At 34.4% G+C, this 20,069-nt stretch carries 18 protein-coding genes; 10 read left to right on the forward strand and 8 right to left on the reverse strand.

The features are described from left to right. The first annotated feature begins 171 nt into the window (after nucleotides 1-171). Nucleotides 172-984 (forward strand): enoyl-ACP reductase FabI, encoded by an 813-nt coding sequence (locus DIT68_RS01815; protein ID WP_109358098.1) that lies wholly within the window; start codon nucleotides 172-174, stop codon nucleotides 982-984. Between the two features lie 119 nt (nucleotides 985-1,103). Here DIT68_RS01815 and dnaA read toward each other — a convergent pair whose 3' ends face one another. Then, nucleotides 1,104-2,534 carry a chromosomal replication initiator protein DnaA gene (gene dnaA / locus DIT68_RS01820; protein ID WP_109358099.1) on the reverse strand — a complete coding sequence of 477 codons (1,431 nt, stop codon included), beginning with the start codon at nucleotides 2,532-2,534 and terminating at the stop codon, nucleotides 1,104-1,106. Between the two features lie 308 nt (nucleotides 2,535-2,842). On the opposite strand from dnaA, the gene DIT68_RS01825 reads away from it, so the two are divergent. From DIT68_RS01825 to DIT68_RS01845, 5 genes are all read left to right on the forward strand, one after another. Then, nucleotides 2,843-3,256 (forward strand): acyl-CoA thioesterase, encoded by a 414-nt coding sequence (locus DIT68_RS01825; RefSeq protein WP_109358100.1) that lies wholly within the window; start codon nucleotides 2,843-2,845, stop codon nucleotides 3,254-3,256. 18 nt (nucleotides 3,257-3,274) lie between these two features. Continuing rightward, nucleotides 3,275-4,237 carry a formimidoylglutamase gene (locus tag DIT68_RS01830; RefSeq protein ID WP_109358101.1) on the forward strand — a complete coding sequence of 321 codons (963 nt, stop codon included), beginning with the start codon at nucleotides 3,275-3,277 and terminating at the stop codon, nucleotides 4,235-4,237. A 38-nt stretch (nucleotides 4,238-4,275) separates the two neighbouring features. Next, complete coding sequence (locus DIT68_RS01835; protein ID WP_109358102.1) at nucleotides 4,276-6,561, forward strand: patatin-like phospholipase family protein; 2,286 nt, start codon at nucleotides 4,276-4,278, stop codon at nucleotides 6,559-6,561. Nucleotides 6,562-6,565: 4 nt separating this feature from the next. Then, entirely contained in the window at nucleotides 6,566-6,910 is a 345-nt protein-coding gene (locus DIT68_RS01840) for a translation initiation factor (RefSeq protein WP_109358103.1), read from the forward strand. Between the two features lie 232 nt (nucleotides 6,911-7,142). Then, nucleotides 7,143-7,607 carry a hypothetical protein gene (locus DIT68_RS01845; protein ID WP_109358104.1) on the forward strand — a complete coding sequence of 155 codons (465 nt, stop codon included), beginning with the start codon at nucleotides 7,143-7,145 and terminating at the stop codon, nucleotides 7,605-7,607. A gap of 448 nt (nucleotides 7,608-8,055) precedes the next feature. Here DIT68_RS01845 and DIT68_RS01850 read toward each other — a convergent pair whose 3' ends face one another. Continuing rightward, nucleotides 8,056-8,907 carry a Cbp1 family collagen-binding glycoprotein adhesin gene (locus DIT68_RS01850; protein WP_109358105.1) on the reverse strand — a complete coding sequence of 284 codons (852 nt, stop codon included), beginning with the start codon at nucleotides 8,905-8,907 and terminating at the stop codon, nucleotides 8,056-8,058. An 82-nt stretch (nucleotides 8,908-8,989) separates the two neighbouring features. Between DIT68_RS01850 and DIT68_RS01855 the strand changes: the two genes are divergently transcribed. Continuing rightward, nucleotides 8,990-10,768 (forward strand): M61 family metallopeptidase, encoded by a 1,779-nt coding sequence (locus DIT68_RS01855; RefSeq protein WP_109358106.1) that lies wholly within the window; start codon nucleotides 8,990-8,992, stop codon nucleotides 10,766-10,768. 6 nt (nucleotides 10,769-10,774) lie between these two features. Next, entirely contained in the window at nucleotides 10,775-12,061 is a 1,287-nt protein-coding gene (locus DIT68_RS01860; RefSeq protein WP_109358107.1) for an exo-alpha-sialidase, read from the forward strand. A gap of 15 nt (nucleotides 12,062-12,076) precedes the next feature. Here the strand turns inward: DIT68_RS01860 and DIT68_RS01865 are convergent, their stop codons facing one another. The 6 genes from DIT68_RS01865 to DIT68_RS01890 form a co-directional block, all read right to left on the reverse strand. Further along, nucleotides 12,077-13,210 (reverse strand): alginate O-acetyltransferase AlgX-related protein, encoded by a 1,134-nt coding sequence (locus DIT68_RS01865; protein WP_109358108.1) that lies wholly within the window; start codon nucleotides 13,208-13,210, stop codon nucleotides 12,077-12,079. Between the two features lie 3 nt (nucleotides 13,211-13,213). Beyond that, nucleotides 13,214-14,635 carry an MBOAT family O-acyltransferase gene (locus tag DIT68_RS01870; protein WP_109358109.1) on the reverse strand — a complete coding sequence of 474 codons (1,422 nt, stop codon included), beginning with the start codon at nucleotides 14,633-14,635 and terminating at the stop codon, nucleotides 13,214-13,216. A gap of 11 nt (nucleotides 14,636-14,646) precedes the next feature. Further along, on the reverse strand, nucleotides 14,647-15,792 hold the full coding sequence (locus tag DIT68_RS01875; protein WP_109358110.1) for a cysteine desulfurase family protein: 1,146 nt from the start codon (nucleotides 15,790-15,792) through the stop codon (nucleotides 14,647-14,649). 124 nt (nucleotides 15,793-15,916) lie between these two features. Further along, nucleotides 15,917-17,302 carry a phosphoglucosamine mutase gene (glmM, locus tag DIT68_RS01880; protein WP_109358111.1) on the reverse strand — a complete coding sequence of 462 codons (1,386 nt, stop codon included), beginning with the start codon at nucleotides 17,300-17,302 and terminating at the stop codon, nucleotides 15,917-15,919. A 12-nt stretch (nucleotides 17,303-17,314) separates the two neighbouring features. Next, complete coding sequence (ribH, locus tag DIT68_RS01885) at nucleotides 17,315-17,803, reverse strand: 6,7-dimethyl-8-ribityllumazine synthase (protein ID WP_109358112.1); 489 nt, start codon at nucleotides 17,801-17,803, stop codon at nucleotides 17,315-17,317. A gap of 3 nt (nucleotides 17,804-17,806) precedes the next feature. Continuing rightward, nucleotides 17,807-18,448, reverse strand: a complete 642-nt coding sequence (locus DIT68_RS01890) for a tetratricopeptide repeat protein (RefSeq protein ID WP_109358113.1) — start codon at nucleotides 18,446-18,448, stop codon at nucleotides 17,807-17,809. A 149-nt stretch (nucleotides 18,449-18,597) separates the two neighbouring features. Here DIT68_RS01890 and recF point away from each other — a divergent pair, with 149 nt between their 5' ends. Both recF and DIT68_RS01900 read left to right on the forward strand, forming a co-directional pair. Then, nucleotides 18,598-19,734, forward strand: a complete 1,137-nt coding sequence (gene recF, locus DIT68_RS01895) for a DNA replication/repair protein RecF (protein ID WP_255411146.1) — start codon at nucleotides 18,598-18,600, stop codon at nucleotides 19,732-19,734. Then, entirely contained in the window at nucleotides 19,731-20,033 is a 303-nt protein-coding gene (locus DIT68_RS01900; RefSeq protein WP_109358114.1) for a DUF721 domain-containing protein, read from the forward strand. Before recF ends, DIT68_RS01900 begins: the two co-directional genes overlap by 4 nt. Nucleotides 20,034-20,069: the final 36 nt, after the last annotated feature.

Here is a 20,069-nt window from a genome sequence, read left to right on the forward strand (position 1 = left end):
ACCGCTCTATTTAAGCTCTTCTAAAAGCTACGGGAGTTTTTCCTATAAACCAATGAAAGGTATAACACGAAGATAAGAAATTGGTTCATGATTATTAAGTGTTTTTTCATTTGTTTCATTTCAATCTGTGGTTTTCAGTAAGTTTTCTATTTTTGTCCCAAAATACTTTATATGGCAAACAATATACTAAAAGGAAAACGCGGAATTATTTTCGGAGCATTAAATGAGAAATCAATTGCATGGAAAGTTGCTGAATTGGCTCATGCGGAAGGAGCAGAGTTTGTTTTAACAAATGCACCTATCGCAATGCGAATGGGAGAAATCAATAATTTAGCCGAAAAAACAAATAGTCAAGTAATTGCTGCTGATGCAACAAGTGATGAAGACCTTGAGAACTTAATTGAACAATCAATGGAAATTCTTGGAGGGAAAATTGACTTTATTTTGCATTCTATTGGTATGTCACCAAATGTGAGAAAAGGAAAGCATTACACTGAACTGAATTATAAATTCTACAGCCAAAGTTTAGATATTTCTGCAACTTCTCTACACAAAGTATTGGCGATTTCTATGAAGAAAGACGCAATTAGTGAATGGGGTTCAGTTTTAGCTTTGACATACATAGGAGCACAAAGAATTTTCCCAGATTACAACGATATGGCAGATGCTAAATCTTTATTGGAATCAATTTCACGTAGTTTTGGTTACCATTATGGAATCAAAAACAAAGTGAGGGTAAATACAATTTCACAATCTCCAACGGCTACAACAGCAGGAGAGGGGATCAAAGGATTCAATGAATTCATTAATTTCAGTGATCAAATGAGTCCACTAGGAAACGCAACGGCAGAAGCTTGTGCAGAGTATTGTATTTCTATGTTCTCAGATTACACAAGATATGTAACTATGCAAAACCTATTTCACGATGGCGGATTTAGCTCTACCGGAGTTACCCAGCAAGTAGTTGATAAATTTGCTGAATAATTGAACACAATATTTATGGAAAAAGGATGCTGAGAGGTGTCCTTTACAATAAAAAATCCTCAAAACAAAAATGCCGAATGAAAATCTCATTCGGCATTTTTATATCTTAATGATGCATTTTACTGCATCGATAATTTCTTTTCTAAGTCGTTTAAGTAAGCTTTAAACTGTTTGTCGGTTTCTGACAGGTTATTAACTGTTCTACAAGCATGCAAAACAGTAGCGTGGTCTTTTCCTCCACAATGTGCTCCAATATTTGCCAAAGAAGACTTTGTCATTTTCTTAGAGAAGAACATTGCAATTTGACGAGCTTGAACGATTTCTCTCTTTCTAGTTTTAGATTTTAAGATTTCGATTTCAATATCAAAATAGTCACAAACCACTTTCTGAATGTATTCGATAGAAACTTCACGGGTGATGTTCTTCACGAATTTGTCAATCATTTGTTTTGCTAAATCTAAAGTAATTGCTTTTTTGTTCAGCGACGCTTGTGCAATTAAAGAGTTTAATGCTCCTTCGATTTCACGAACGTTGGTATTGATACTATAGGCAAGGTATTCCACAACATCTTTTGAAAGCTCAATACCATTGCTGTACATTTTCTTTTCAAGAATAGCAATACGTGTTTCTAACTCTGGAGCTTGTAAATCAGCAGATAATCCCCACTTCATTCTGCTCAATAAGCGCTGCTCCATTCCTTGAATATCTACAGGTGCTTTGTCAGAAGTTAAAATGATTTGCTTTCCATTTTGGTGCAAGTGATTAAAGATGTGGAAAAATACATCCTGCGTTTTTTCTTTACCCGAGAAGAATTGAACATCATCTATAATTAAGACATCCATCATTTGATAGAAATGTACAAAATCGTTAGAAGTATTATTTTTAATTGAATCTATAAACTGGTGAACGAATTTCTCTGAACTTACATACAGCACTGTTTTGTTTGGAAATTGCTCTTTAATACCAATTCCAATTGCATTGGCTAAATGTGTTTTTCCTAGACCAACTCCTCCGTAAATCAGTAGAGGATTAAAAGCGGTTCCACCTGGTTTGTTGGCTACGGCATATCCAGCAGATCTAGCCAAACGGTTACAATCTCCTTCTACAAAGTTATCAAATGTATAAGCAGCATTTAAGTTCGATTCAACTTCAATCTTTTTTAATCCAGGGATAACGAAAGGATTGCGAATTTGATCTTCTCCAACTTTTAGAGGAACAGATACAGGGGTGTTTCTTAAAGAACTATTCCCTGAGGTAGGTATTTTTACGGTGTAAGGGGTAGAGTTTGGCGTATTACGTTCCATAATAATACTGTACTCTAATCTTCCATTGGCACCCAATTCTTTTTTGATTACTTTTTTAAGTAATCCAATATAATGTTCTTCTAACCATTCGTAGAAGAAATGAGAGGGAACTTGAATTGTTAAAACATCTCCATCTAACTTCACGGGAACAATTGGTGAAAACCAAGTTTTAAAAGCTTGTAATGGTACGATGTCTTTAATTACTTTCAGACAAGCTTCCCATTTTTGTTCATGCAGTTGACTCATTTAATCAGTTTAACGCGTTTATAGCAAATAAATATAATAGTAAGCGAATTTTATCACTTTTTGTCTCGTTATCGGAGGGCAAATATTTGGATAAAAAAGTTTAAAAAAAAATCAAATGCCTATTGACTTTTACAAAACTTTTACACCTACAACAAATAAAAAAATATAAATTTTATAATCGTTTTCATCGCAAAATTTTACTATTTTAAACGACGATTATGTCAGAATTGTAGCATTTTTTTATGAGTTGATTTGTTCACAATATACATATCTTTTTTAGAATATTAACTTTCTATTGTTAAAAAATAATGAGTAAAAATAAAGACGGTTTATACACCGCAAATACACAGCTTCGTGTAAGATATGGAGAGACAGACCAGATGGGCTATTGCTATTACGGAAATTATGCTCAATACTTCGAAGTAGGGAGGGTAGAAGCACTGAGAAGTCTTGGAACATCATATAAAGATATTGAAAATAAGGGGTTTATGCTTCCTGTATCTACCTATAGCGTGAAGTATAAAGCACCTGCGTTGTATGATGATTTACTGACAATCACCACAAAAATAATGGCTTTAGACGGGGTTAGACTTTACTTTGAATATGAAGTAAGAAATGACGAGAACAAACTTTTAGCTACCGCCGAAACAGTGCTTGTTTTTGTTGATAAAGTGACAATGAGGCCTGTTCTTCCTCCGCAAGATTTTATTGATTTATTGTAAGCTGAAAAATAAAATAAAATGAAAAGTGAATTCAATTCTTTTGAGCTGATAAAATTTGATGAATTTGACATTCAAAATAGCTTCACGCCAAGAACAGGAGAAATTAAACTGGGACAAGTTATTAACAATTCCGAAAATCCTAAGTATGTAATTCTCGGTATAGAAGAGTGTCTTGGACCCTTAAAAAATAAAGGAAGATCGGGGGCTCAAAATGGTTTTAAATCGTTTTTAAACGTTTTTACAGGTATGCAGTCCAATGAATCTTTATACGGTGAGCAAATTCAAATATTAGGAAAGGTAGTTCATAGGCATGAGCAGGAGGATGGCGAAAATCCATCAGTAGAAGAACTAGATAATTTCATTTTTGAGGTGTTAAAAGCGAATTTATCACAAAATCAAATCCCTATTTTAATAGGAGGAGGACACAACAATGCCTTCCCGTTAATCAAGTTTTCCGCACATCGATTTGACCAATCAATAAATGTTGTAAATCTTGATGCCCATGCAGATTATCGATTATTGGAGGGCCGACATTCAGGAAATCCTTTTTCCTATGCTTTTAAGCAAGGATTCTTGAATAAATACCAAGTTTTTGGACTACATCAGCGCTACAATAGTCAGCAAATCTTAGATGATTTACGCAGAGATAAGCATCAATTCACTTTCAACGAGTCGTATCTATTGGAGGAAAGGAATTATTTAGCAGACTTTAAAAAAGCGCATACTCAAATGAATTCTAGCGATCATTTCCTAGGTGTAGAACTGGATTTAGATGTAATAGAACGAATGCCAAGTTCTGCTTACTCTCCCGTTGGTATTTCCATTAAAACTGGGCGCCAGTACATTCGTACTTTTGCTACATGTGATAAAGTTGCGTATTTGCATTTACCAGAGGGTGCACCACAAAATGATGAAGAAAACCGTATAGTAGGAAAAACTTTATCCTATTTTGTGAGTGATTTCATTATTCAACACGGATAATCAAAATCTTTGTGCTATATTGTTGTATACCTTAAAAAATGATTAGACCAATACTAAAATTTCTGGAAGGCCTTAGGGCATTTTTTCCGATCAATTTGCTTTTTTCACAAGTAAAGTATAATCTGATTGTCTTATTTTACTGGATCTTTCTTTTTGGAATTATTAATAGTTCCATTGGTATGGGAATTGGTTTGCCTTATTTATTCCTATCGCCTGAATATCTGGGGTTATCTAATTATTTAGCATTTTTAATCCTAGGAATAAGTATTGGAGGTTTCATTATGGCCTTCCATATATACAGCTACATACAAATTGGACCCAAATATCCATTTATAGCCACTCTTTCCCGACCCTTTTATAAGTTCTCTTTAAACAATAGTCTTTTGCCCTTGGTGTTCATCGTCAATATGTGCATCAGAGTTTACAGTTTCCAAAAAGGACAGGAGTATGTTGGAGAATACCAGGTGTATGGGCAAATAGGCTCCTTATTGGGAGGAGTACTACTTTTTATTCTGTTTTCACTGCTCTATTTCTTTCCAACGAATAAGGATTTATTCTCAATTACCGGAAAACGTTCAGAAGAATTTCAAAAGAAAACAAGTAATGTCAAAGCAACCTTGCACAGAAAGCAAACCTGGTATGAGCCTTTTATGGACAAAAATGTGGACCGATATTATTACATTGGTTCAAGGTTTAAGCTAAGACAATCAAGAAGTAGTTCGCATTACGATATCAATGTACTGAACAAAGTGTTTTCACAAAATCATATTAACGCCTCTGTTTTTGAGGTCTTACTAGTGTTGTCCTATATTACTATTGGTTTTTTTAGAGATTATGAATTCTTTCAAGTGCCAGCAAGTGTTAGTGTTATGATGATCTTAACTATTGTAATTATGCTGGTTAGCGCTCTTTTTTCATGGTTTAAATCATGGACTTACCCGATTGTAGTGGCTTCCTTCTTTTTGGTTAATTATCTCAGTACCACAACAGATTTTTTTCAATTTAAAAGTTATGCGTTCGGTTTGTCTTACGAGAAAGAAAGTTTGGTAGACTTTACCAAAGAATCCTTGATTGATTATAAATATGAAGATAGTGTCATTGAACAGGATTATATAAACTACATTAAAACATTAGAAAACTGGAAAAACCAAACTGGAAAGAAAAAACCGAAATTAATTATTTTGAACACGAGCGGTGGTGGGTTGAGAAGTGCAATGTGGACTTTTAGGGTGTTACAAGAATTAGATAGTCTTACTGGAAAAAAATTCACCAAGAACATTCAAATGATAACAGGGGCATCTGGGGGAATGGTAGGGGCAGCATATTATCGAGATTTGATGATTATGGAAAGCAAGAATGAAATAAACTCAAGAACAAGCGGAAAGTATTTAATAAATGTTTCTAAGGATTTATTGAATAGACTGTCGTTTTCCATTTCTACCAATGATATGTTTTTCCGATTTCAAAATGTGGAAGTTAATAACCATAAATATAGTAAAGACAGGGGCTATGCTTTTGAGCAAGAATTAATTGCTAATCTAGATGGTGCTTTCCAAAGAACCCTTGGGGAATATGAAGAATTTGAGCGTTCTGGAGCATTTCCAACTATGATTTTTACGCCAACGATAGTTAACGATGGAAGAAGATTGTTGGTGAGTTCGCAGCACCATGGCTATCTACAAGCGACAGATCAGTTGGACGAAAGAGTGGGATTAAACCCTCAGATTGAAAATATTGAATACTTAAAATATTTTAGGAAAAACAATCCTGAGGATGTGAATTTTACTTCGATTCTTAGGATGAGTGCAACATTTCCTTATATAATGCCTATGATTACAATGCCTACTCATCCTGGAATGCAGGTTATGGATGCAGGAATAAGAGATAATTATGGTTCTAAAACGACAGTGAGGTACCTAATTGCATTAAGGAAATGGATACAGGAAAACACAAGTGGAGTAATTGTTTTAAAAGTCAGAGATACTAAGAAAACATTGGTAGGAGAGACTTTTGAGAATATTGGACTTTTTGAGCGTTTGCTGCTGCCCTTTGGAAATATGTATGGAAACTTTCCAAGGGTCCAAGACTTTAATCAAGATGAATTATTTTCCACCGCAATTCGATCAATGAAATATCCAATTGAAGTGGTTACTTTTAACTTGCGTGAAAATTATAATGATAAAATTTCGCTTTCGTGGCACTTAACGAAGAAGGAAAAAGAAAAGATTATAAATGCAATTCATTCTGAGGAAAACACGCAATCTCTTGAAAGATTATTGAAAATTCTTAAAATGGAAACAATCAAGAATAAAGAAACAAAATAAAACTATGGGTAAAAAAAGTAAAAAACGCGAAAATGTAGTGTACAGCACAAATCCAAATTTTGCTTACGACGACGATGAACAAATGGAAGAGGAAACCCTCGAAAACAATCAACAATTGCTCTATGTTTCGATAGACCGCAAACAAAGAAAAGGAAAGGATGTAACACTTGTTGAAGGATTTGTTGGCACAGAAGAGGACCTTAAAGACCTTGGGAAAAAATTAAAATCTTCTTGTGGTGTTGGAGGTACAGTAAAAGACGGCGATATCATGATTCAAGGAAACCACAGAGATAAAGTAATAGAGCTTTTGGAAAAAGATGGGTATAAAACGAAGAGGAAAGGAGGGTAGAGCCAATTGAAATTTAAAGAGAGAAGGAAATGCCAATAAATGGATAAATTGATTTTTAGGAGAGAATGCAAGCACAAAATTTTAGGTTTTAATGCATAAATCATTTTTTTATATTCAAAATCAAATGATTAGATGGATGTTTTTTTAGAATTATTTCATATATTTGATTAGCATTGTAAGTGTCAACTAAACATTGTATTTAAATCATATAAAACAAAACACCTAATAAATTATGGAAAACATCGATAAAATTTTAAAGCTGACAAAGGAATATCAAGAAGCTAATATTCGAATGAATGAAAGATATGCAATTTGGGAAAATGATAAATCTACTTTCATAAAGGATACACTCGCCAAAATTAGCAGTGCAATAAGTGCTCAAAATGACTTTTTCAAAAACAATGTTTACGTTGATTCAGATGATAACAACATAGCCATAAAATCCGGTGAAATAGCATTGCCTTTCGATGAGAATAATTTATCAGAAAATGGATTTCATATTGGCTTTAGCAGAATAAGCAATGGAAAGGTTTACGTCTATTTTCATCAGCATACATTATTAGGTTTAGGTGAAGACGAAAAATTGTTTCTATTTGATAATTTGGAAGATATAACGGAAGCCAAGATCATTAAACTCGTTTATGAAGGAATTGAAAAAGGAATGCATAGTTCCTTTTTGTTTGCAGGAGATAAGTGATTTACTTCTTGTTTTCCTCAGTTTTAACCAAAATAAGCCCTCTTTCCTCTATTCACGGTTTTTATTAAAGAATAGTGAATAAGGAAAGCAATTTTACAATTAGATTTAATAGTACTGTTAACGACATCTTCATTTACAAGGGAATACTTTTATACCAATGAGTGGTATGATCACCCAACGGAGTATCGTATTTCTTGTTTTGGATAAAGGTGAAGCACAAGAAGCACAGAAAAGAAGTTAGAGCTTAGCTTTAACTCGATAAATGTATTTAACTCATTGATTTTAAATATATGTTATCATCAGTTGAGGGCCTCGTCGGTTGAGTGTTAATTTTTCTGAGTATCTAAATTCGGAAATTCAGCTGTATTATTGTCATTCTATTTTTTCCACAAAAAAAGCGCAACAACCTTAAAGTCATTGCGCTTTCTAATGTCATTAACTAGTTCCTCTACTTTACCGTAACAACCAAATAATTAGAGATTTTCCAGAATTTATCAGCATCTAAAATAATCAATTTATTTCCGTCCCATTTATATGAAGAAATTGGATGGTCCGTAATTAAATCTGGTTTCTCACCAACGATTCTAATTTCTTTGACCTTTGTTTTATCCATTTTCTGGAAGTACTTTTCATTCAGATTCTCAGCAATGTTTGTTTTACGTCCAATTCCAATGAATCCTCCATCTCTAACCAAAACGCTGTTTGCTGTTAATTCATCCAGTGTTCCGTAGGCGTAATAAACAGTGTTCAATTCTTTCAGTACGTCTAAGGTCATTTCCACCTGTTCTTGGTATTCATCAAATAATTCTGAATATTCCATATCTAAATCGGCAAGCGTTCTTTGAAGAGAAGCAATTTGCTCATCTTTTGCACGAATTTGCATTACTAAACGGTCTCTCATGTTTTCCAATTCAGAAATTTTCAAATCTTTCTCGCTTAGCTTTTGTTTTAGGTTTTTAAGACTTTGAGCATTTTGTTTCCTCAAAAAGTTGATGTTCTGAATTTCTTGTAGAATCCATTCTTGGTCATCTTTTGAAATTTCAGGATTATCACTTCTTACTCTAATTTCTTCCTCTTTAACGTTGATTTTAGCTAAGTTGCTTTGTACTTCGTTGAAAAATGAAATGGCTTCATTCAATGCTGCATCTTTTTGTGAACTTTCAAGCTCTAATTGTGCAACTTTATTGCGAAGTTCAACCATTTCTGCATCTTGTTCAGGGCTAACATTTGAATCAGCATCAGCATCGCTTTTACAAGAGGCAAACGACAATAAAAGTGTAAATAAGAATAAGTATTTCATTAGTTTGTTTATTTGATTTTACTCACAAAATTAAGGAATTCTTTGGGTAAATCGTATATTTGAGAAAATTCAATGATATATTATGAAAATTTACAATTTACTCGCATTATTACTGCTCTTTAGTGGAATAGCATTAGGCCAGAAAGTGCATCATGAAGTTTCGATGCCTGCTCCAGAAACCCATTATTTTCATGTGGAAACCACCCTCACCGATTTTGATGAGGAGCAATTGGTAATCGTAATGCCCGTTTGGTCACCAGGTTCTTATTTAGTTAGAGAATTTCCAAAAAACGTGAATCTTGTTCGTGCAAAAGACGAAAATGGAAATGCCCTTGATGTTAAAAAAGTGAGCAAAAATAAGTGGGAAATCAATAAAGGAAAAGCTAAAAAAGTAACCGTTAATTATGAAGTTTATTCTTTCGAATTAACTGTGAGAACTTCATTCCTAGATAAAACGCATGGATATTTTAATGGAACAACCATTTTTACTTTTCCAGAAGGATATTTGGATTTAGGAGGAACTTTAACAATTGTGCCTCATTCTTCTTTTAAAACAATTACTGCTCCGCTCATTGAAGTTGCTGATGGCGTTAGCACAGACAATAACGCAAAGACTTTCCAATTTGATAATTTTGATCACTTGGCGGATTCACCAGTTGAGATTGGAAATCAAGAAGTTTTTAGTTTCCAAGCGGCTGGAATTAAGCATAACGTTGCGATGTATGGCCCTGGAAATTATGACGTAGAGAAGTTGAAAGTCGACATGGCGAAGATTGTTGAATCTACAACTAATGTATTCGGACAGAACCCAAATAAAGAATACTGGTTCATCATTCACAATACCGACAGTAGAGGTGGAGGATTAGAGCACATGAATTCTACTACTTTAAATGTAAACCGTTGGACTTACGCTCCAGAAGATTACAATAAGTTTCTCTCATTGGTTGCGCATGAATATTTCCACGTTTGGAATGTAAAACGTTTACGTCCTGCAAACTTGGTTGAGTATGATTACAGTCAAGAAAATTATACAGATTTATTATGGGTAATGGAAGGTTTCACTTCTTATTACGATGAATTAATCTTGAGAAGAGCAGGTTTTTACACCGAACAAGAATACATGAATGTTTTCCGAAATACCATAAATTATGTTGAAGGTACTCCAGGAAACAATGTTCAGCCAGTAGCCCACTCTTCCTATGATGCTTGGATAAAATCTTACCGTCCAAATGAGAACAGTAGAAACACAAATATTTCTTACTATTCGAAAGGTGGATTGTTGGCTCATGCAATTGATGCTATGATTATCAAGAAATTTAAAGGAAAGAAATCCTTAGATGAGTTTATGCAAGTGTTATATTCTAAATTCTATGAAGAAGAGAATTCAGGAATGACACCAGCTCAATTTAAGGCCACTTTGGAAGATTTCTTAGGTGACAATTTAGATGATTTCTTTAAGAAATATGTATACGGAACAGAAACGATTCCTTACGCATCTTACTTTAAAGATTTAGGTTTGAAAATTGACCAAATTAGAGAAACCAGAACTTCATTGGGTATTTCAGTATCTTACAACGATGGTAAAGTTATGGTCAACAGGGTTCAGTCTAATAGTGCTGCAGAAAGAGCCGGACTATCTCCCAACGATGAAATCATTGCCTTTAATGGATTTAGAGTAGATGAAAAATCATTGTTAGATTTTATGGGGAAATTAGCTGTAGATGACGAATTCAACCTGATTATCGCACGTGGTGACCAGTTGATGAGCATAGATGCTAAAATGGGTACCATCGAAGCACCTTATTATGAGTTTTCTTATGAAACGAATAAGTTAGGAACCTATTGGTTGCGTAAAAAATAAAAGAATATGAAAATTAAAAATTGCTTGTCTCTACTAATTCTGGGGACAAGCTTTTTTGCTTTTGGACAAAACTTTCAAAGGGTTCAATTGCAAAAACCAGCAGAAGCAACATACAAATATGCTCAGGTAGAGCCCAGTATTGTTATTAATCCAAGCAATACGAATGAAATAATCGCAGGAACCGTAATGAATGATTATTACTATTCAAAAGACAGCGGAAAAACTTGGTCGAGTTCTTCCTTAAGATCAATCTTTGGGGTAAATGGAGATCCTGTTTTGCACATCAATAAGAAGGGTAGGTATTTCTACTTTCATTTATCAAATCCAAAGGATGGGCAATGGATAGACAGAATTGTTTGTGATTATAGCGACACGATTACTGGGGAATGGACAAGTTCTGCAACAAAACCAAATCCGCCAAAAGCGCAAGATAAACCTTGGGTTTCTGAATGTCCAAAAACGGGGAATCTCTACCTCACTTGGACCGAATTTGATTTTTATGGTTCAGACAAGTGGACCGATTCAACACGAATACTTTTTTCAAAAAGTGTAAATAATGGTGAGTCTTGGTCGGAACCATTAGTTGTTTCAACACAATCTGGTGACTGTTTAGATGGAAATAACACCGTAGAAGGCGCTATGTCGGCAGTGAATAGTGATGGTGAAGTATTTGTGATTTGGACTGGTCCTTATGGAATTAGAATGAATCGTTCGAGTGATTTTGGTGAAACATGGCTCAATCACGAAATGCCAGTAATTGATCAAGTAGGGGGTTGGGTTTTTAAAATTAATGGACTGGGCAGAAGCAATGGACTTCCCGTCACTTATATTGATCAATCAAACGGTGAATTTCACAACAGGATTTATGTCAACTGGGTAGATCAATTCAATGGAAGAGGAAATCCTGATAGTTGGATGATTTATTCTGATGATAATGGAGAAACTTGGTCTGAAAGAACAAAAGTGAATCAAGACGAAGGGGCAAACGACCAATTTTTCACTTGGATGAGAATAGATCAAAGTAATGGAAATTTATATTTCATTTATTACGACAGAAGAAACACAGAGGGAAACGCCACAGAAGTTGTGATGGCCTGGTCGAAAGATGGGGGAAAAACAATCAAAGAAATGGTAGTTTCAAAGAATCCATTTACCCCAGATGAAGATGTATTCTTCGGGGATTATTTGAATATTGACGCTGTAAATGATGTGGTGAGGCCGATTTGGCCAAGAATGGACGACAGAGAGATTTCTTTGTGGACAATGCTGATTGATGGCAAGAAGTTGGACTAATTGAAAAACGTGAACTTATTCATAATCTTTGAGAAAGTGTTCAATGTGGGTTTCTAACCCGATGTAGATTACTACATCAGGCTTAAAAACTTCCATTATTTCTTCATTGATTTTGTATTGCCATGCATCAAAAATCATCACACTTTCTTTAAAGACTTCTTTGATAAAAGGACGAATTGCCGTACCAAATGAATCTCTAATAAAAAGAACACGTAGTCCGGTTTTAAGCTTTTTATGCACAAATCGATTTTCAAAATCCCAAGGGTAGGCAAAACCATCAACACCTTTAAAACCGTATTTATCAGCATCTATAGAAAGGGAGTTTGGTATTGTCGCTGTTTCAATTCTCTCGCTTAATTCGTCAATTCCCATCACGCGGTGGTGAAATCCTGACTGATATTTTTCATCAACTTCCCATTCAATTTCCGGAATATTTGGAATAATTTTATTTGGAAATCTATTTCTTAATTTGTCAATTAAAAGTTGGGTAACATGGAAACCTGCATGCTCATTCCAATGATTGTCAAGCTTAAAATACAGTTTAGATTCTTTCTTTTTAGATTTTAAAAGATCACTTGGATCGATAATTAAATCTGGAAAATCTGTTTTTAGGTGATTTTTTAATGCGTTAACTCTATTGGTTTCTGACAAATTGAAATTGTAAGGTAATTTTTCAGTGTATATTCTATGTTTTATTGGACAAATAATCCAATATACAGGGATTTCCAAAGCATCATAATATGCTTTTCTTTCCTTCCATTCATTAGCGAAAGAATCTAAAGTAGCAACAGAAAAGTCTAGCTTTCCACTCATTATATCCACTTCTTTTCCAGCTTTAAACATCCAACCCTCTTTCCCAATAATTGCTTTTTCAGGATAAGGAGAGATATTAAAAATCTTGAATTTTACCCTATGGAAGATATCTAGCATTGGAGCTCTAAGCATGAAGTTATCATTGATATAAGCATCAAACTCCGGTGGAAAATTATCTAGTTTTTTAATATTGAAATTTACTGAATCTTTAAATGCTCTATTTTCATCTTTTCTTTCAAAAAACTCAACGCCCGACATCGTTCCTATTGCGGGAATGAAAATTATAAGTAGAAATATAACCGATAACTGATATTTTATGAATTTATTTTCCTTCATATCTTAGAATCTAAAATATATAAATGGACTGTAAGAACCAGAATTAATATAAATAATCGATATGATAAGGAGTAATACCACACCCAAATCCATGAAAGCTTGAACGGTTGTAGTTAGCAATAATTCTCTTTTCTCTAAGAATTCCTTAATTTTCATAAAAAATAAGGAACTTGATATTATGGCCAAAACTAAGACTAAAATTCTCTCGTTATTCAAATAAGTGAGGAAACTAATTTCACTTGATTGGTCAAAACTAAAGAGTTTAGTAATGTATAAAAGTGCATCCGAAAATAATTCAACGCGAAATAAAACCCAGCCAATCATAACCACCAGGATGGTATAAAACCATTGAATTCCTTTTGGAAGTTTATCTAAGATGTTTTTGAAACCGATGCGTTCCATTATGAGGAAAAAACCATGAAATAATCCCCAAATTACAAAGCTCCAAGTGGCACCGTGCCAAATTCCTGTGAGAAAAAAGACTGTTATTAGATTAAAATAGGTTTTGTATGGTCCTTTTCTGTTTCCTCCCATGGGTATATAAACATAGTCACGAAACCATGTGGATAAGGAAATGTGCCACCTTCTCCAGAATTCTTGAATACTTTTAGAAATGTAAGGGAAATTAAAGTTCTCTAAAATTCTAAATCCAAACATTCTCCCTAATCCAATGGCCATGTCGGAATATCCAGAAAAGTCAAAGTAAATTTGAAGAGAGTAGGCGATAATACCTAACCACGCCACAGGAGTATTTAAGGAATCAAATGAATTATTGAATATGCTATCCGCTAATTCACCGCAAGTATTGGCGATAACTACTTTCTTAAAAAGTCCTAGTACAAAACGCTGAATTCCCGATCTAAAAAGTGGAAAGGTGGATACCCTGTGTTTTATTTGTCCTACAATGTCATTGTACCTCACAATTGGCCCAGCGATAAGTTGAGGAAATAAACTGATGTATAATGCGATGTTGGATAAGGAGGTTTTTTCGGTATTTTCATTTCTGTAAACATCCCAAATTAAAGACATTTGTTGAAAGGTAAAAAATGAAATTCCAAGTGGTAAGACAATATTTTGGAATGGAATAGTGGTGTAATCTGATTTAAACGCAGACCCTATTATATTGAGATTGTCAATTAAAAAGTCTAAATATTTAAATAAGACAATGATTAATACATTGACTGTGAGTCCAATAATTAGCCATGTTTTTTTGAATGAATTGTTTTTTTCAATCTGTTTTACAAACAAGTAATTGATTAAAATAGAGCCAATTAATATAAAAGTATAAGAAACACCTCCCCAGGCATAAAAGATTAAACTAAAGAACAGAATGGTATAGTTTCGGAACTTTTTTGGCGTAAGATAATAAAGCGTTAATAGTATAGGCAAAAATGCAAAAAGGAAGACTATACTATTGAATAACATAGGAACTCTATTTAGTCAACAAGTTCCTTTTCAAAAGCTTCTTTAAGTACTCCTACGGCGTAATCAACCTCTTCTTTTGTGGTGTATCTAGAGAAAGAAAACCTCACATTTGGACGCGTTGTATCGGCTTGAATTCCCTCCAAGACATGTGATCCTTTTGCACTTCCAGATGTGCAAGCAGAACCTCCTGAACAAGCCACGCCTTTTAAATCAAGGGTAAACAACAACATGGCCGATTTTGAAGTTTTTGGTAAGCAAACATTCACAACAGTGTATAAACTGTTTTCTGGGGTAATGTCTCCATGAAAAGAAACATCTTCTATATTCTTTCGAAGCTCTTCTATCATGTGAGATTTTAATCCTTGAACATGATTTTGGTGTGCTTCTAAATCTTCATAGGCGATTTCCATTGCTTTCGCTAAACCAACAATTCCATAAAGATTTTCTGTTCCACCTCTTAATCCTCTTTCTTGTGATCCCCCATGAATAAAGGGCAAGCCTTTAATGTTGTTATTGATGTATAAGAATCCAACACCTTTTGGACCATGAAATTTGTGAGCGGCTCCAGTAATAAAATCAATATCTAACGCGCTTAAATCAAAGCTATAATGCGCCATAGTTTGCACAGTATCGGAATGGAAGTAGGCTTTATGTTTACGACACATTTCACTCACTTTTTGTAAAGGCAGTAAGTTTCCAATTTCATTGTTTCCATGCATTAATGAAACCAATGTTTTTTTGTCGCTTTTGGCTAAAAGTTCTTCCAAATCTTCCAAATCAACATGTCCGTTTGGAAGTAGTTTCACCAAAGCAAATTCAAGGTCATTCTTTTTACAAACGTCTTCTGCAGTATGTATTACAGCGTGGTGCTCTATTTCAGAAGTAATAATGCGTTTTACACCTAGTTCGTTTATCGCAACACTGAAAGCCATATTATCTGCTTCAGTTCCGCCAGAAGTAAATATTATTTCAGAAGGTTTCGCTTTTATCAAACCAGCTACTTTTCTTCTTGAGGTCTCAATTGTTCCTTTGGCTTGACGGCCAAAAGAATGGGTAGAAGATGGGTTTCCAAATTCATTTTTTAAATATGGAACCATCGCTTCAAATACCTCTGGAGCAACGGGTGTGGTTGCAGCGTTGTCTAAATAAACTTTCATAATAAAATACCTTCTTTAAGTCATAAAAACCGACATTTTAATTAAAGTACAATTCCCTAAAATTTTAAAAAAAATTATTTAGGTTATTGTACTTTTAAAATTCTAATGTTCTTGTCTCAATAAATTATATAATACTTTCAATTTCTGCCATGATTTCTTTGGCTAATTGATCAGCTTTCGTTTCATTCTCGCTTTCAGCGTATATTCTAATAATTGGTTCAGTATTGCTTTTACGTAAATGAACCCATTCTTTTTCAAAATAAATTTTAACACCATCTGTTGAATCCACCTCTTGTTTACTGTATTTCTCAGCCATTCCGACAAGAACCTCGTCTACATTGGTTTCTGGAGTTAACTGAATTTTGTTTTTCGAGATTGTATATTTTGGGTAACTATCTCTTAACTCAGAAGCAGTCATTTTCTTATTTGCCAAATGTGTCAAAAACAAGGCAATTCCCACTAATGCATCTCGACCGTAGTGCAATTCTGGAAGAATAACACCTCCATTTCCTTCACCACCGATAACCGCATTCACAGCTTTCATTTTTTCAACAACATTTACTTCTCCAACTGCAGAAGCAAAGTATTCGTGGCCATGTTTTTCGGTAACGTCGCGTAAGGCACGAGTTGATGATAGGTTAGAAACAGTTGAACCTCCTTTGTGAGCCAATACAAAATCAGCAACGGCAACCAATGTATATTCTTCTCCGAACATTGTTCCATCTTCACAAACCATTGCCAAACGGTCAACATCTGGATCCACAGTGATTCCTAAATCTGCTTTGTGATGAACAATAGCTTCAGAAAGATCTTTTAGGTGAGCTGGTAAAGGCTCAGGATTGTGTGCGAAAACTCCATTCGGTTCGCAGTGAATTCCAGTTACTTTTTTCACACCTAAGGCGTCTAAAAGCAAAGGAACAGCAATTCCTCCTGTAGAATTAACAGCATCCACTACCACTGAAAAATCAGCTTTTTTAATGGCTTCGATATCAACGTAAGGAAGGTTTAGAACGGCTTCAATATGCTTTTGAATATAATCGTTATTATTGCTTAGTTTTCCTAAAGAATCAACATCAGCAAACTCGAAAGCTTCATTTTCTGCTATTTCAAGAACTTTCTCTCCTTCGGCGCCAGAAATAAATTCTCCTGCTCCATTTAATAGCTTCAATGCATTCCACTGCTTAGGGTTGTGACTTGCGGTGATGATGATTCCACCATGCGCTTTCTCCATTGTTACTGCCATTTCAACAGTTGGGGTAGTGGAGAGACCTAAATCGATTACATTAATTCCTAAACTTCTCAATGAAGCAATCACTAAACTATTTACTATTGGACCAGAAATTCTTGCGTCTCGGCCAATAACTACACTTAGTTTTTTAGCGTTGTTTTCTTGCTGCAGCCATGTTCCGTATGCAGATGAAAATTTAACAACATCAAGAGGGGATAGTCCTTCACCGACTTTTCCACCTATTGTTCCTCGAATTCCTGAAATTGATTTAATTAAGGTCACGTGTTTAAAGTTTTAAATTGATTTTTTTAAATGTACCATTTTTATGCAAGCTATTGCGGCTTCAATTCCTTTATTACCATGAATTCCGCCAGAACGATCAATCGCTTGTTGTAAATTATTGTCTGTTAAAACGCAAAAGATTGCGGGCTTATTGTACTTTAACCCTACGTCTTTTACCCCCTGTGCAGTAGCGTCACAAACAAAATCGAAGTGTTTGGTTTCGCCTTGTATTACTGATCCAATAGCCACAACACCGTCAATGTCTTCTTTTTCTAAAAGCCATTGCGAAGCTAGTGGTAACTCGAATGAACCAGGAGCAAAATGCACATGAATATTTTCTTTTTTCACACCGTTTTCTAATAGCGCTTCTTCAGCACCCTTGAGTAAGTTAAGAGTGATGTTATCGTTCCATTCAGAAACAACAATGCCGATTTTGAAATCGGCACCATTTGGTATACTGTCTTTATCGTAATGCGATAAGTTTTTATTTACTGTAGCCACAATTTATTCAATTACTGAGTTTTCTGCTCTTGTGATAAATTTATCAATTCCTTTTTGACTAGCGAAAGATAAATAATCACTCTTAATCACTTTATAATATTCTGCTGCTTTGGAGAAATCTCCTGCTTCTTCAGCGTTTATTCCCGCTTTGAAGTAAAACATAGGTGTCGTTACATCGTTTGTTTCTCGCTCTGCTGCTTTTACATACATTTTAACTGCATTCTTGTAGTCTCCTAATTCAGAATAACAATCTCCTTGTGTTCCAATCGCCAAAGTCATAAGGTAAGTATCATCAATATCTACACCTTTGAGCTCGTTTAATGCCGCCTCGTAATTCCCTTGCTCGAAATATAAATTTCCTAAGGCATATTGCGACACTTCACCTCCTTTGTAACCATCGTATTCAGATACTAAGAATTCAAACTCTTCAGTTGCTAGACGTGTAGAGTCATTTTCTAAATACATAATACCATTTGCAATTTCAGCTTCGGAAGCCTTTTCTTTTGGGCCAGAAACAAAATTCTGATAAGCAAGTACGGCTAGTACTACAACTGCAATTCCACCTACAACGAACGTAGAGTATTTAAGGATCTTGTTTCCTTTAAATTGTTCGATTATTTCTTCTTTTGTAATGTTTTCACTCATAATTAGCTATTTTAAAGCAAGTGCAAAAATAAGTTTTTTTTTCATCCAAAACGAACAAATTATAAAAAGTACATTGTTAGTAACTTATTTTAATTTTTAAAGTCCTTTAAAATTCTATTTATAATTCACAATTTCCCTATCTTTACGGCGTGAGCAGTCATATATCCCTTTCGAAATTAAGCTTGATTAATTTTAAAAATTATAAACAAGCCGATGTATCGCTTTCGCCCGATATCAATTGCTTTATTGGTCCTAATGGAGCCGGGAAAACGAATATTTTAGATGCAATTTACTACTTAAGTATGTGTAAGTCATACTTAAACCCTGTCGACAGCCAAAATATTCTATTTGGAGAGTCATTTTTCGTGATTCAAAGTATTTGGAATAAAGATGAGGATCAAGAATCTGTTTATTGCGGTGTAAAGAAAGGCCAAAAGAAGGTTTTTAAGAAAAATAAGGTGACTTATGAAAAATTAGCCGACCATATTGGACTTTTCCCTGCGGTGATGATTTCTCCTTATGATAGAAACTTAATTCTAGAAGGAAGTGAAGTAAGAAGAAAGTGGATGGATGGAATAATTGCCCAATTTGATAGAGATTTTCTTCAAGACTTAATGAAGTATGGAAAGGTCCTGAGTCAAAGAAATGCTTTGCTAAAAAATATGTCCAGTTATGGTTTTTTTGATCAAGAAAGCATTAGTGTCTGGGATGAACAATTAATCGCTTGTGGTAAAAATATTCATAAAGTCAGAAAAAGAGTAGTTGAAGAGTTTATTCCAATTTTTCAAAAATACTATCAATGGCTTTCTGATAATAAAGAAGAAGTGAGTCTGGAGTACCGTTCTCAGCTATTTGATCAATCTTTTGAGGAATTGTTGGAAGGAGCAAAGCGCAATGACCAAAGAAAGCAATATACGACGGTGGGAACACATAAGGACGATTTTGGTTTCACTATTAAAGGACATCCTATTAAAAAATTTGGTTCTCAAGGTCAGCAAAAGTCGTATTTAATTGCCCTTAGGTTGGCGCAGTACGAGTGGTTATTGTCTCGCCTAAATAGAAAGCCTGTACTGCTTTTAGATGATATTTTTGATAAACTAGACAACGGTCGGGTGGAAAGATTAATGCAAATGGTAAGTGATCAGGATTTTGGACAAGTTTTGATTACAGATACCGATAAACAAAGAATTGCAACTATCTTTGAAAATAATCAAATAGAGTATAAAGCTTTTCATATTGAGGAGAATTCTATAGTTGAAACGGAGACGAAAATTGCAAGTGTATGAGCGATAGAGAGCGAAATCAGAAAGACCAAGGAATAGATAAAATCATTGATAGGATGATGAAGGCTTGGGGATTGGAAGGTAAAATGAAGGAAATGGATATCATTAATGCTTGGCCAGAGATGATGGGAAAAGGGATAGCCAATAGAACCGAAAAGATTTACATTAGAAACAAAGTATTACACATTAAATTAAATTCATCGGTAATGCGGGATGAACTCCATTACGGGAGGAGTGTAATTATTCAAAGAGTAAATGAGTTTGCTGGATCTGAAGTGGTTAATGATATTTGGTTCGAGTAATACTTGAGCCCAAAAAACACTTCTTAATCTTCTAAT

Source organism: Brumimicrobium oceani (genome assembly GCF_003143775.1).
Classification (GTDB): Bacteria; Bacteroidota; Bacteroidia; order Flavobacteriales_D; family Crocinitomicaceae; genus Brumimicrobium; species Brumimicrobium oceani.

Bases quoted from the DNA above. Each gene is read 5' to 3' on its own strand.
- DIT68_RS01815 (WP_109358098.1), top strand. From the start codon at position 172: ATGGCAAACAATATACTAAAAGGAAAACGCGGAATTATTTTCGGAGCA.
- dnaA (WP_109358099.1), bottom strand. From the start codon at position 2,534: ATGAGTCAACTGCATGAACAAAAATGGGAAGCTTGTCTGAAAGTAATT.
- DIT68_RS01825 (WP_109358100.1), top strand. From the start codon at position 2,843: ATGAGTAAAAATAAAGACGGTTTATACACCGCAAATACACAGCTTCGT.
- DIT68_RS01830 (WP_109358101.1), top strand. From the start codon at position 3,275: ATGAAAAGTGAATTCAATTCTTTTGAGCTGATAAAATTTGATGAATTT.
- DIT68_RS01835 (WP_109358102.1), top strand. From the start codon at position 4,276: ATGATTAGACCAATACTAAAATTTCTGGAAGGCCTTAGGGCATTTTTT.
- DIT68_RS01840 (WP_109358103.1), top strand. From the start codon at position 6,566: ATGGGTAAAAAAAGTAAAAAACGCGAAAATGTAGTGTACAGCACAAAT.
- DIT68_RS01845 (WP_109358104.1), top strand. From the start codon at position 7,143: ATGGAAAACATCGATAAAATTTTAAAGCTGACAAAGGAATATCAAGAA.
- DIT68_RS01850 (WP_109358105.1), bottom strand. From the start codon at position 8,907: ATGAAATACTTATTCTTATTTACACTTTTATTGTCGTTTGCCTCTTGT.
- DIT68_RS01855 (WP_109358106.1), top strand. From the start codon at position 8,990: ATGAAAATTTACAATTTACTCGCATTATTACTGCTCTTTAGTGGAATA.
- DIT68_RS01860 (WP_109358107.1), top strand. From the start codon at position 10,775: ATGAAAATTAAAAATTGCTTGTCTCTACTAATTCTGGGGACAAGCTTT.
- DIT68_RS01865 (WP_109358108.1), bottom strand. From the start codon at position 13,210: ATGAAGGAAAATAAATTCATAAAATATCAGTTATCGGTTATATTTCTA.
- DIT68_RS01870 (WP_109358109.1), bottom strand. From the start codon at position 14,635: ATGTTATTCAATAGTATAGTCTTCCTTTTTGCATTTTTGCCTATACTA.
- DIT68_RS01875 (WP_109358110.1), bottom strand. From the start codon at position 15,792: ATGAAAGTTTATTTAGACAACGCTGCAACCACACCCGTTGCTCCAGAG.
- DIT68_RS01890 (WP_109358113.1), bottom strand. From the start codon at position 18,448: ATGAGTGAAAACATTACAAAAGAAGAAATAATCGAACAATTTAAAGGA.
- DIT68_RS01900 (WP_109358114.1), top strand. From the start codon at position 19,731: ATGAGCGATAGAGAGCGAAATCAGAAAGACCAAGGAATAGATAAAATC.